Origin of the sequence: Winogradskyella sp. (assembly GCF_965656915.1) — a bacterium.
Lineage (GTDB): Bacteria > Bacteroidota > Bacteroidia > Flavobacteriales > Flavobacteriaceae > Winogradskyella.
In genome coordinates this window covers 1-13114 of sequence record NZ_CBFHMI010000064.1, presented here as the reverse complement: position 1 = coordinate 13114, position 13114 = coordinate 1, and the positions used below count along the sequence as shown (strand labels likewise).

14 protein-coding genes and 2 pseudogenes are annotated in these 13114 nt (G+C 32.2%); 2 read left to right on the top strand and 14 right to left on the bottom strand.

What is annotated here, in order from left to right; translation table 11 throughout:
- Nucleotides 1–180: pseudogene (locus ACTG3Y_RS11935) on the top strand (NAD(P)H-dependent glycerol-3-phosphate dehydrogenase); the annotation flags it as partial.
- A gap of 2 nt (nt 181–182) precedes the next feature.
- On the opposite strand, the gene ACTG3Y_RS11930 reads toward ACTG3Y_RS11935, so the two are convergent.
- From ACTG3Y_RS11930 to ACTG3Y_RS11915, 4 genes are read right to left on the bottom strand one after another with little or no spacing between them, the layout of a single operon-like run.
- Nucleotides 183–473: a hypothetical protein gene (locus tag ACTG3Y_RS11930; RefSeq protein WP_439153152.1), complete on the bottom strand. Its 291-nt coding sequence runs from the start codon at nt 471–473 to the stop codon at nt 183–185.
- A 6-nt stretch (nt 474–479) separates the two neighbouring features.
- Nucleotides 480–875 (bottom strand): hypothetical protein, encoded by a 396-nt coding sequence (locus tag ACTG3Y_RS11925; RefSeq protein ID WP_439153151.1) that lies wholly within the window; start codon nt 873–875, stop codon nt 480–482.
- 3 nt (nt 876–878) lie between these two features.
- A complete protein-coding gene (gene pheS / locus ACTG3Y_RS11920) occupies nt 879–1898 on the bottom strand; it encodes a phenylalanine--tRNA ligase subunit alpha (protein WP_439153150.1) in 1020 nt (339 codons plus the stop codon).
- 35 nt (nt 1899–1933) lie between these two features.
- Complete coding sequence (locus tag ACTG3Y_RS11915) at nt 1934–2290, bottom strand: hypothetical protein (RefSeq protein ID WP_439153149.1); 357 nt, start codon at nt 2288–2290, stop codon at nt 1934–1936.
- A gap of 116 nt (nt 2291–2406) precedes the next feature.
- On the opposite strand from ACTG3Y_RS11915, the gene ACTG3Y_RS11910 reads away from it, so the two are divergent.
- Entirely contained in the window at nt 2407–2925 is a 519-nt protein-coding gene (locus tag ACTG3Y_RS11910) for a CvpA family protein (protein ID WP_439153148.1), read from the top strand.
- Nucleotides 2926–2998: 73 nt separating this feature from the next.
- Here the strand turns inward: ACTG3Y_RS11910 and ACTG3Y_RS11905 are convergent, their stop codons facing one another.
- From ACTG3Y_RS11905 to ACTG3Y_RS11860, 10 genes and pseudogenes are all read right to left on the bottom strand, one after another.
- Entirely contained in the window at nt 2999–3628 is a 630-nt protein-coding gene (locus ACTG3Y_RS11905; protein WP_439153147.1) for a carbonic anhydrase family protein, read from the bottom strand.
- Nucleotides 3629–3640: 12 nt separating this feature from the next.
- Entirely contained in the window at nt 3641–5503 is a 1863-nt protein-coding gene (locus ACTG3Y_RS11900) for a SulP family inorganic anion transporter (protein ID WP_439153146.1), read from the bottom strand.
- 92 nt (nt 5504–5595) lie between these two features.
- Entirely contained in the window at nt 5596–6384 is a 789-nt protein-coding gene (locus tag ACTG3Y_RS11895; protein ID WP_439153145.1) for a universal stress protein, read from the bottom strand.
- Nucleotides 6385–6395: 11 nt separating this feature from the next.
- Nucleotides 6396–7976 carry a SulP family inorganic anion transporter gene (locus tag ACTG3Y_RS11890; protein ID WP_439153144.1) on the bottom strand — a complete coding sequence of 527 codons (1581 nt, stop codon included), beginning with the start codon at nt 7974–7976 and terminating at the stop codon, nt 6396–6398.
- A gap of 90 nt (nt 7977–8066) precedes the next feature.
- Nucleotides 8067–8354, bottom strand: a complete 288-nt coding sequence (locus ACTG3Y_RS11885; protein WP_439153143.1) for a hypothetical protein — start codon at nt 8352–8354, stop codon at nt 8067–8069.
- Between the two features lie 49 nt (nt 8355–8403).
- Entirely contained in the window at nt 8404–9165 is a 762-nt protein-coding gene (locus tag ACTG3Y_RS11880) for a tetratricopeptide repeat protein (protein WP_439153142.1), read from the bottom strand.
- A gap of 1 nt (nt 9166) precedes the next feature.
- A complete protein-coding gene (locus ACTG3Y_RS11875) occupies nt 9167–10939 on the bottom strand; it encodes a BatD family protein (protein ID WP_439153141.1) in 1773 nt (590 codons plus the stop codon).
- 26 nt (nt 10940–10965) lie between these two features.
- Complete coding sequence (locus tag ACTG3Y_RS11870) at nt 10966–11778, bottom strand: tetratricopeptide repeat protein (protein WP_439153140.1); 813 nt, start codon at nt 11776–11778, stop codon at nt 10966–10968.
- A gap of 83 nt (nt 11779–11861) precedes the next feature.
- Complete coding sequence (locus ACTG3Y_RS11865; RefSeq protein ID WP_439153139.1) at nt 11862–12899, bottom strand: vWA domain-containing protein; 1038 nt, start codon at nt 12897–12899, stop codon at nt 11862–11864.
- A pseudogene (locus ACTG3Y_RS11860) lies at nt 12892–13114 on the bottom strand (aerotolerance regulator BatA); the annotation flags it as partial. The gene ACTG3Y_RS11865 and the pseudogene ACTG3Y_RS11860, both read right to left, overlap by 8 nt.

Here is a 13114-nt window from a genome sequence, read left to right as displayed (position 1 = left end):
GCGCAAATGGAAATGAATATGGTTGCTGAAGGTTATTACGCTACTAAAAGTGCTTATTTATTGAACGAAAAGAATAAGAAGAAAACACGCATGCCTATTATTGATGCGGTTTACGAAGTGCTTTATGAAAATAAAGACCCAAAAAAAGTATTTAAGAAGTTAACAGATAAGTTAGACTAACTTTATTCTTCTTCATCTATTGAGATAATTATATCTTCAATGTGTTGTTGTGATTTTTTAATTCTTTTATTCAAAAATTTATTCCAACCCAATATTGAAAAAAGAGAAATTAAATTCAAAGGAATATAGATGTAAAGCACCCATTTTACCCAACTGTAATCCCATAAAAAATAAATAATTATTACTGCAATTAATGTGCGGATTACATACTGTAGTAATTTTTTATTTCGAAATGTTTTAGACAACAATGGATTGCTGGAAAGCTCTTCCATTTGATTTTTAAGGTCTTTCATTACATTCTATTTCACCAATACTCCTTTTAACTGCATTAATGGGAGGGACTGTAATGCCTTTTCATTTATTGTATTCTTTCTAAATAGATACGATTTATCAAACATTTGATTGTCTTTAAAGAAAGTTACTTTAAACGAATTGTTCAGCTCCAAAACTTTTTCTTGTAAAAATTCAATCTTTGCATAACTTCTAGCTGGTAGCTTAGCAATTGAATGACGCATTGGCGGAGTCATTTTACTATCAGAATATCCTTGGGACACAATAAGAACCGTTTCTAAATCGTCATCACTATTATTAATAATATAGGCATTCCAGTCTAGGGTTTTATATTCTAGATGCTCTTCTTGTACAACAGCAACATATACATCCTTAACTTCTGGAATTTGAATATCTTTTTTCAAAATTTACAAAGCCGATTTAAACTGCTCTAAGAATCGTACATCATTTTCACTTAATAAACGAATATCGCTTATTTGATGTAATAACAAGGCAATACGATCTATTCCCATTCCGAAAGCAAAACCAGAATATTCTTTTGAATCTATTCCACAATTATCTAAAACGTTAGGATCTACCATACCACATCCCATTATTTCTAACCAACCTGTTCCTTTGGTCATTTTATAATCGGTTTCGGTCTCTAATCCCCAATATACATCTACCTCAGCACTTGGTTCTGTAAATGGGAAATAAGATGGACGTAATCTAATTTTAGATTTCCCAAACATCTCAGTAGTAAAATATTGTAAGGTTTGTTTTAAGTCTGCAAAACTTACGTCTTTATCAATATAAAGACCCTCAACCTGATGGAAAAAGCAATGTGAACGTGCAGAAATGGCTTCATTTCTATATACTCTTCCAGGTGAAATTGTACGGATTGGTGGTTTATTATTTTCCATATAACGTACCTGTACAGAACTTGTATGGGTACGTAATAATATATCTGGATCTGTTTGAATGAAGAAGGTGTCCTGCATATCTCTTGCTGGATGATATTCTGGTAAATTTAATGCTGTGAAATTATGCCAGTCGTCTTCTATCTCTGGACCTTCACTTACATTAAATCCTATGCGAGAGAAAATATCTATGATTTGATTTTTAACAATAGAAATAGGATGACGAGCGCCTAATGCAACAGGTTCTCCTGGACGAGACAAATCGCCATAAATGCCTTTATCCTCATCTTGATTCTCTAAGGTTTCTTTTAAAGCACTAACCTTATCTTCTGCTGTTTTCTTTAACTGATTTATTGTCTGACCAAACTCTTTTTTCTGATCATTAGCCACGTTTTTAAACTCTGCGAAATATTGCTTAAGTAATCCTTTAGAGCCTAAATACTTTATTCTAAATGCCTCAACCTCTTCCTTAGATTGTGCTGAAAATGCCTCTGCCTCTGCAATGAGTTCTTTTAATTTATCTATCATGATATATTTTATTCAGTCCGCAAATTTAAAAATTCTTAGTCGATATACTCAGTTTCTACAAAATAGTTCACAATAGCCTCCTTCATTAAAACACTTTGTTCACCTGCTTTAAGATGAGGCAATTGCGCTTTAACTTTATAATGTGGCCAGCCGTCTTCGTCAACATAGTCAAACTCATAAAACCCATACGGAGCTAATAGTTTACAAATGGCAATATGCATTAAATCTAATTTGTGGTCTTTCTTATATTCACGATGTAACTGACCAAGTTCTTGCACGCCTATTAAATATATGATAGAATCTAAATCTAAAGTATCACCATCGGCAAATTGATTGGATAGTTTCTCCACTACCAAATCCCATCGTTCCTTTAATTGTTCATCTCTTGCCATCGTCAATTCAAAGTTCTTAAATTCAAGATTCAAAGTTAATAAACTAAAGTCTCTTGATTTACGTTATAACTCTAAAATGGTAAAATTTATGTACGTTTGCCTAAACCGCTAGTATTATGAGTATCATTGACATTGTTTTAGCTGCACTTTTATTATTTGGATTTATTCGAGGTCTTTTTAAGGGTCTTTTTGTTGAAGTAGCCTCTCTAGTTGCTCTAGTTCTTGGAGTATATGGCGCGATTCACTTCAGTGGTTTTGTCGCAGGTTTCTTAGAATCTAAAGTCGATTGGAATGAAAAAACTATTAATATCGTTGCTTTTGCCATAACCTTTGTCATTATTGTATTAGCCATTAGTTTAGCTGGTAAAGCATTAACCAAATTAGCTGATTTTGCTGCCTTAGGTATTCTCAATAAATTGGCAGGAGGTGTGTTTGGTGCTCTTAAAATTGGTTTGATTCTTAGTGTTCTTTTGATTGTTTTCAATAAATTGAATAACACCCTTCCTTTTATGGAAAAAGAAGATTTAGAGGAAAGTGTACTCTATGAGCCAGTTAAATCTTTAGCTCCACTAATTTTTCCAAATCTTATTAAGAGCGAAATCGAACAAGATGATACTTCAGTGAATGAGGCATAAAAAAGCCACTCTTGCGAATGGCTTAATACTTAATTTATAAATGTTCTTCGCTTTCCCTCTGAATTAAATTTAATTATAACATTTCTACTTTACCAGTGTGTAAACTATAAACACCACCTACAATCGCAATTTCTCCATTATCTTCCATTTCATTTAAAATCTGACTTTTTTGTCTGATTCTGTCTATGGTTAATCTCACATTATTCTCTACTGTTTTAGCAACAAATGCTTTATTTGATGAATTGGCCTCACCATCAACTTCATCTGCAGATTTCTTTACAGCAGGCATAATGTTGTATAACATCGCTGTTATATTTCCCAATTCTACACCGTCACATGCTGCTTTAACAGCACCACAACTTTCATGACCAAGTACTAGAATTAGTTTACTACCAGCTACATTACAAGAGTATTCTAGGCTTCCTAATATGTCTGTATTTTCAAAATTTCCTGCAACTCTAGCTACAAATATGTCACCAATAGCCTGATCTAATACTGTTTCTACTGGTACACGAGAATCTATACAAGATAAAACGACTGCTTTTGGATATTGACCACCAGTAGTTTGGTTTACAAGTGCTGAATTATCAGCACCTTCTGGAGTGCCATTAACAAATCGTTTGTTTCCTTGTAATAAGTCTTCTAACACACTTTGTGGTGTCATTACACTCTGAATGTCTTTAGTTATTGCTGTATTCTTCATTTTATAATTGTTTTAGTATTCGTCTTTTACATTAAATTTAATCCACTTTAAACATTCTTTAAATGATTTAAAAATGTGTTCTTCTGAAATAAAGTCTGGGATAATATCAATTCTTTCCATCATGTACCTTGGTTGTTTTAATAAATTTACAAAAAGTACATCGACATTTCGGCGTTTCAAATTTTGGAGCATATCTTCCATGGCGTATAAACCAGATTGGTCCATATATTGCATTCGTCCTAACCTCATTATTACTATAGTAGCTGTGTCTGGAATCTGTGCTGTTAAAGCTTGAAAATCGCTTGTTGAACCAAAAAACAAAGGACCTTTTAAATGTTTAATAAACACTTCTTCTTTTAAGTTAACAGGAAAATTAACTTCATCTGGCCAAGCTTCTTCCCTTAATTCTTTTACATCTGATCGTTCAGCAGTTAAATCACCTATTTTTTTCATAAACATTAATGAGGCAATAACTAAGCCAATACCAACGGCATAAACTAAATTCCAAAAGGTTGATAGTATTAATACTACCAACATAATTATAACTTCAGAACTGAGTTTTAATGGCCCAAATTTTATGTCTTTAGGTAAACTTGGAATTGCTTTTAAACCTTTATAGTCCATAACACCAATGCCTACGGTAATTAATATGCCTGCTAAAACAGCCGCTGGAATTTTAGATGCTAAAGGAGCTAATGCCAATAATATGAAGAATAATAAAACTCCTGCAAGCATACCAGATAATCTGGTTTTTCCACCTGCATTAATATTAACAACAGTTCTAATAGTAGCACCAGCTCCTGGTAAACCGCCAAAAATAGAGGCAATGCTATTCCCTATACCTTGACCAATTAGTTCTTTATTTGGTTTGTGTTTGGTCTTTGTCATATTATCTGCCACAACACTAGTGAGTAATGAATCTATGGCACCTAAGAGTGACAATGTCAGGGCTGTAAAAATATAAGGTGTTATATTACCTATTTTAAAATCTGTAAAAATTTCTAGTCTTGGCAATGGTAGTTCTTGTGGGATTTTTGGTATGGGTTTGTAGTCTAAATTGGCGACGATTGCTATAGCTGACATTACAATTAAAGCAATGAGCGTACTTGGAACTTTTGTGGTAATGCGTTTAAATACATAAATAATTATTACAGTACCTAATGCCAATAATAATTCTAACCAATTTATATTTTTTAATGCTCGAGGCAGTAATTTAAGTGCACCAACGACACTCTTTGACTCTTTAGAAGCTAGGTTTACTGACTCCTTAACAATATCGGCTTCCGTGATTTCTTTAGACTTTTCTATTGTTTTGTTAAACTCTTCTAAGACTAATATTCCATCAACAGCTTCATCTTTAATTATTTTTTCCAAAATCACCTCTTCTGCCTCTGGTCTAAATTTATTTATAAATTCATTATCCTGACTAGCATTATATCCTAATATTAGCAAAATTTGGGTAATTAAAATCATAACACCAATAGCGGTCATAAAACCAGATACAACTGGATATGGAATATATCTGATATACTTTCCCAAACCTATTAAGCCTAGTGCTACTTGCATAAGTCCTGCTAATAAAAAAACGGTTAATATAGCTGGTAATGCTTTTTCTACGCTTCCACCATTAGCTCCTATCAAGCCTGCTATAACAACCATACTTAACGCTGTCATTGGTGCTGTTGGTCCTGAAATTTGAGTATTGGTACCACCAAAAAGTGCTGCGAAAAAACTAATAAATATCGCACCATATAGACCAGCACTTGGTCCTAAACCTGATTGAACTCCAAATGCTAAAGCCAGGGGTAATGCCACAATACCTGCAGTGATACCACCAAAGGCATCTCCTTTAAAATTAGCAAATAGGTTTTTCATGTAATGGTTGTTATAATCCTTCTAAGTTAAACTAATTTTCTTACAATAATAAATCCATAAAAATTATTATTTCGTCAAAATTAAGCTAGACTTTATGTTACCAATAACGACACATTTACCCTATTTATAAGGTCTTTTGTGTATTTCGATTTTTTTAAAAATTCGTTATTTCTATCTAGACAGAGTAAGTTAATCTTATGCTTAGAAGTATAGTCTGAAATAGTTTGGATTGCATTTGGATTGCTATCAAAAACATATTCTATACTCTTTTTATCTCCTAGTAATTGTGATGATATTTCACTTGTAGAAGTATCACTAATTTTAAATGTTTTAATTGGTTGCTTTGAGTAGTTAATAAAACTTTCTGTTAATTCTTTATTTGAAGAATTCTCAATACTTTGAAATATACCTAATGATAAATCTTTATCATACTCAATTGCATTTTCATTTGCTGCAATTAAAACTGATCCATTAAAATTCTGTAATACAAAGTCTGTTATATCATCACCTACAAAACTCAATAAATTTTGCTTTCTTTTTCCTACAACTATGATATCAGGGTTTGTAGTTTTTATGTGATGCTTAATTTCTTGTTTTACATTACCAAAAGCATACTTATATTTTACTTTTATATTATGCTTTTGAGAAAGAGATTCTGTAAGTAATTTTAATTTTTTATGCGTTTTTACAGATTGCTCACTTATTGTTCTAACAGCAGACAATTGACTCTCACTTTCAACTATTTCTGTTGGTTTTTTAACATGAAAAACTTCTATCTCGCCATTAATAATTTTAGCTATTTCCACACTACTGTTTAATAGTGATTTCGAAGCGCTTTTTAAGTCAGAGAGAACCAGTATTCTATATGCTTTATTTATCATTTTATTTAGCTTTAGGATACTTTTGATCTCAGTTTAAAAAACTTAATAAAACTTTCTGGATTCTCAATTTCTCCTCTTTCTGAAATAAGCTTTATGTCAATATGCCTTTCTTTTGCCTTAATTGCAAAATCATCTAATATTTCAATGATATCATTATCTAAATACCTGGTTTTTCTTACATCTAATTCTAAATAAGTATCTCTTGGTAAGCTAAATAATTCTTTTAAAATGGCTCCTTTATTAAAAAAAGTCACTTCCTCTGCTAGTGTCATTTTTATCTTATGCTTGCCATTACTTTTGTCTTCAATGTGTAAAAAGTGAGAATTTTGATAACTTTTAATTAATATTACAACAATACCTACGGCTAATCCCATCCCAATTCCTTTGAGTAAATCTGTAAATACTATACCGAGAACGGTTACTGCAAATGGTACAAATTGTTTCCAACCCGATTGGTACATTTTTATAAAAAGCGAAGGTTTTGCTAACTTATAACCAACAATTAATAGCACTGCAGCTAATACAGATAATGGAATCATATTAAGTAATGTTGGTATTAACATCACTGAGATTAACAATAGGAAGCCATGAATAATAGCAGACATTTTAGTTCTACCTCCAGATTGAATATTAGCTGAACTTCTTACAATTACCTGTGTTATCGGCAGACCTCCTATTAATCCTGAAATAATGTTTCCTGTGCCTTGAGCTAAAAGCTCTCTATTTGTTGGAGTTACATTTTTATGAGGATCTATTTTATCTGTCGCTTCAACGCATAATAATGTTTCTAAACTTGCCACAAGTGCAATTGTAAATGCGATAATCCAAATCTCAGGATTTGTTATTTGTGCAAAGTTTGGAAAACTAAACTGCCCTAAAAAGGAATCGATTCCGTCTGGGACAGGAACTCTTACGAGATGCGAAGAATCAATACTTAGCGTTTCATGAGATTGTGTTACGACATAAAACACTATTCCAACAACTACGGCTACCAAAGGTCCCTGTACAACTTGAAAGAACTTTCCTTTTTTAGAAAGTACATTTCCCCAAAGTATTAGTATACCTAAAGAGACAATTCCTATTATAGCAGAACCTAGTTGAATATAATTTATAGAATTAATAATTTCAGAAAACGTATTTTCTCCATCAACTTGAATAAAGGCGAAATCACCTTCGGGATCTGCATCATAACCAAAGAAATGCGGAATTTGTTTCAAAATTATAATTATACCAATACCTGTAAGCATTCCTTTAATAACTGAGGATGGAAAATAATAACCTATAATTCCTGCTCTTAAAAATCCGAAAACTAATTGTATTATACCACCTAATACTACAGCAAGTAAAAAATTCTGATAACTTCCTAGAGTTGCGATCGCTGCTAATACAATTGCTGCTAAACCAGCTGCTGGGCCACTCACACCTATTTTAGAGCCACTAAGTGAACCAACCACAATACCGCCAATAATACCAGCAATTAAACCGGAAAAGAGCGGTGCTCCACTGGCCAATGCAATACCTAAACATAGAGGTAATGCAACAAAGAATACGACTATACTCGCAGGTATGTCATTTTTTAAAAATTTGAACATATATAAATTCATTTTTTGTTAATGAGTAAACTCATTAACTATTTTATACTTAATTGTATTTGGACAATCGCTGTCCGCAATCCGAAAAGATTACACGAATTCGGGAGGTGGAAATATTTGATTTAAATGCGGCTTTGCATACGTTTTGAAGATATATGCTACTTTATCTGCATTTTTACTATCTAAAAAAGAGCTTTCATTATTTTGAGAAGTTAGTTCAAAAAGTAGTTTAAAACTTTCATTTTCTTCTTCTTCATTTATTCCATAGAAACAAGTTACATCAATAGTGTCATCCATTGTCATTATTAACGACGGAGCAGATAGTATTCCCATAAAAAGTATGGTGAAAAAAATGGCTGTATTTTGACGAAACTTCATTTTCATGAAGCCCTAAAATACTATTTACAATTTAACTTTTTGTTAAATATTAATAAAAAACGTTTAACAGTTTAATATCGTTGGCAGGAATCCAACCTGTAGAATTATCAGATAATTGAATTTTCTTCCAATCTTCATAAGATTCTAATACCTGTACCTTAGTTCCTTCATGCAGTCTAAATACTTCTTCACTTTTTTGATTTGGATCTGTTTTAACCTTACTTTCTTGTGCAAATACAATTGCAGGGTTATCTTTTTTCTCTAATAGATCTTTTTGAAAAGCCATCAAAACAGAAAAACAGGCTAGAAATAAACTAATAACGCTAACTATAAAAGCAATTCGCTTTCTAGAGGTTGCGTTGGCAAAATGATACAATAAAAATAAAAACACAAACAATATAACTCCTGTAATAGCAACTTTTGCCCAGGTGTCTGTGGTTGCAATATTTATAACGTTATTTAGTATTCTCCTGAAGCCTACTTCCGGAACCTTATCAATTGCGTCTATAGTCATGTTTTGCGCAAATCCTAGATTATTCTTTATTTCTTCATCATTAGGATTTAATTGTAATGCCTTCTCATAGTAAAAAATACTAGCGGCAATATTATTGAGTTTATAATGAGCATTTCCTAAATTAAAATAAAGCTCAGAAGAATATACACCAGAATCTAAAATTGATTTATAGGTGTCGATTGCCTCAGCATATTTACCATCATTATAAAGCGTATTTGCTTTCTCAAATAATTCGTTGTTTTGAGAAAAACCAAACAATGAAAAACAAATTATAAAAAGATACATTACTACTCTCATACTATCTTATTTGTTTATCTATATGAGATATTGTTCTTGCAGATTTATCATAATCATTCTGCATGGTAACTTGCGTTATAGGAGTATAACGAGCCAGTTCACAACTCTCCAAAATTGAAATAAATTCTTTAACCACATCTTCATCAACATTTCTTTTTATGAGTAAGCTAATTATTTTCTCTTTATTAAAATCGCTGGTTTCAATATTAAGCTTTGCCTTTAAGTAATTATGCAGCGCCTTTTCTAGTGCTACATAAAACGCTTCTTTTTGATCTAATGCTTTTTTCGCCTCGCTTAAATATTTCTTTGCTAATCGATCTGCTCTTCTAATGCGATTACCAACTACATCTGCATCTCGTTTATCCTTATTTTTTCTAATAATTATTGCTAATGGAATAAGTAAAAATGGTACTAATAGTAATATCCAAAACGCAGTAGATTTAAAAAAAGGTTTATTAATAGTACTAATTAAATTAGTATCTGTCTTTATAAAACTAAATGTATTAGTATTTGATCTTACTGTTTGCTTTGTATTCGTATTACTACTATTTGAGTCATTGGACGACATAGCATATGGACCTTCTAATACATCGATAATAATTTCGTCTGAGCTTATGCGCTTATAACTTTTTGTATTTATATCAAAGTATGAAAATGATATTGAAGGTATAGGATATTTGCCCTTATATTGTGGTACAATGGTGTAAGTATCTGAAATACTTCCTTGCATACCGCTTAGATTGGTACGAACATTTTCCTTATGTTCAGGCTCGTATACCTCAAGTGAACTTGGCACAGTTAATTTTGGAAGTTCAAAAAGTTTTAAATTTCCTTTCCCAGTAACTTCAATTTTTGCCTGAAGCGATTCGCCTGCATTTAATTGTGATTTTGTTGTGGCTACTTTAAAATCAAAATCACCAACAGCACCTTTAAAATCTGATGGCATATCTGCTTCAGGTAAAGGTTTAACATCTATTGTACGGCTTCCTGCAGTAACTGTCTTTGGTACTTTAGTCATTATTGGACGACCAAAAATATCTGATCTATTGGTTGGCACTTCTACAGTTATATCTAGCACCAGAGGTTCCAATTTTAACTTACCTGTTTTTTGTGGATATAGAACCGTTTTTCTTAACACTACATATCTGTAGTCCTCACCTTTATATTGTCCTTTTTGAATATTTAATCCTTTAATTTCAATATTTTGACTCCAAAAATCATTATATCTTGGATTATCTTTTTCTCTCCAATTGCTTACACCTGTTTCTGTTGATACATATAATTTGTAGACAACGGTAATGGCTTCATTTAAATATGGATTTGTTTTTGAAACTTCTGCCACCAAATGAATGTTGTCGGACGCAATATCTGATGCATCAGGCGGACCATTTGGTTTATCTACCGCAGCTGTAACAGTAACTGAAATTGGAAAGGTTTTATAGGTTTCGCCTTCTATCTCTATGATGGCTTGTTTTATGGTAAATTTTCCTCGCTTCTTAGGTGCTAAAAAATAACTGTAAGTTTTCTTGTAGGTTCTCTGACCGTTGATCCATTTATTACTAACAGAAGTATTAGGTCCACCAACAACTGTAAAATCACCAAAACTAGGTGGAACAAAGTTGTCACCGTCTTTATTCATTTCAAAATCAATTCGAAGTCGTTCGTTGACTCCCAATTTCTTTTTACTCACTTTTGCTTCAAACTTTACTTGGGTAAAAGCTACCGAAGTTGCAAGTAAAAAGAATGTAATTAATATGTGTTTTGTGAATTTCATGATATCTGAAAAAGTCTGTTCTTAAACTACCAGTCTTTCTCTGTTTTTACTTTGGCGCCTTTTTGTTTTTCGGCATTAATCTTTTCCTGAACTTTTTGTTCTTGATTTTGCATAGCTTCTAAGATGTTCTTTATCTGCTGTGGAGACATTTGCCCAGGTTTTGGTTTTGGTTTTGGTTTTTGGTTTGGTTTTTTCTTATCATCTTCATTTTTATCATCTTTAGGTTTCCCATTATCATCTTCTTCTTTATCGCCTTCTTTTTTGTCCTTGTCGCCTTCGTCTTCTTTATCCTTTTTATCTTTATTCTCGTCTTCCTTCTTCTGCTCCTCTTCCTTATCTTTTTCTTCTTCTTTGTCTTTGTCTTCCTTATCATCTTCTCCTCCACCATCTTGGTCCTGTTGTTTCGCGCAATCTTTCGCTAAGGCTAAATTATAACGCGTTTCATCATCCGTAGGATTATTTCTCAAAGCATCTTTAAAAGCTTCAACGGCTTCTTTGCACAACTCATTTTTCATTAGAATATTACCGATATTATGAAAAGCTTTGTGTTTTTCGTCTTTGGTTTTAGCGTTCTTAGCGGCTTCCTGATTTCTATATAAAGCTTCGTCAAAACTTCCCTTCTTATAATAAGAATGTGCTAGATTGTAGGCTCCAACAGCTTTATTTGGTGCTTTTGAAATAGCTTTTCTATACTCCATTTCAGCCTGAACAAAATTTTCACCTTCTAGTAGTTCATTGGCCTTATAAACAAAATTAGTGGCTTTCTTTTCAGCCTTAATTTGTTCTTTATTTATGTCTTGTGAATGTCCTGCAAACACCATTAGCATGACTAATAGCATTGTACAAAATCTAATATTTTTATATGTTTTAATCATCATCTCTAATTTAATAAAGCTTTACCATTGCTTCCGTTAAAGAAAATTTAAAAATTTTCATTAAATAAATTAAGTTTCTTTAACCAACCTGTTTTTCGTTCTAAAAACAAAATATCTATAAAAAGCAAAACAATACCTAAAGCCAAAAACCATTGAAACTGATCCTTAAAATCTGCTATTTGCTTCGACTCAAATTCTTTCTTGTCCATTTTATTGAGTATATCTTTGATGGTTTCTACAACTTTTATGGTATTACTACCATCTATATAAACTCCGTCTGTTTCTTTGGCTATTTCTCTCAGTGTGGTTTCATCTAATCGTGTAATTACAGTCTCGCCATTTCTGTCTTTCTTATAATTTAAAATTATCCCATTTCGTTTAATAGGAATAGGACCACCTTTTGCATCACCTACACCAATGGTGAATATTCTAATTCCCTCATCATTAGCCTCTTCAGCAATATCCACAGCTTCACCTTCATGATCTTCTCCATCTGATATGATGATAAGTATTCTATTTGTTTGCTCCTCATCATCATAGTAAGTTTTAGCCAATTGTATTGCCTCATGAATTGCTGTTCCTTGAGAAGATAGCATATCTGTATTCATGTTTTGTAAAAACATTTTAGCAGATGCGTAATCTGTTGTAATTGGCAATTGCGGAAAAGCTTTACCTGCATACGCAATAATACCAACACGGTCACTAGCCAAATTATTAATTATTTGAGTGACTAACTGTTTGGATTTTTCTAATCGGTTAGGTGCAATATCTTCCGCAAGCATACTTTTAGAAACATCTACTGCAAAAACAATATCTACGCCTTGGCTTCTCACCGTCTCTAACTTAGTCCCAATTTTTGGATTGACCAATGCTAAGGACAAACATAAAAACGCGCCACAAAGCACTAAGACTTTTAAAATGCTTTTAAATAATGATTGATTTGGACTTAAACGTTGCAACAAATGACTGTCCGCAAATTTTTTCTGTGCAGAACGACGCCAAATTTGAAGCCATATAAATAGCATTACAATTACTGGTATTACCAATAATGTCCAAAACCATATTTTTTCATCGAGTCTAAACAAAACTTCTAAATATTGTATTTCTTAATACTATTTCAAAAAGTAAGAGTAGACCAGCTAAAATTACAAGCGGTCTGTACTTTTCTTCATAGTTATAATATTTTTTTTCCTCTATTTCTGTTTTTTCGAGTTTATTAATCTCGTTGTATATTTCTGCGAGCTTTTCATTGTTAGTTGCTCTAAAGTATTTCCCACCAGTGACTTCAGCAATTTCTTTA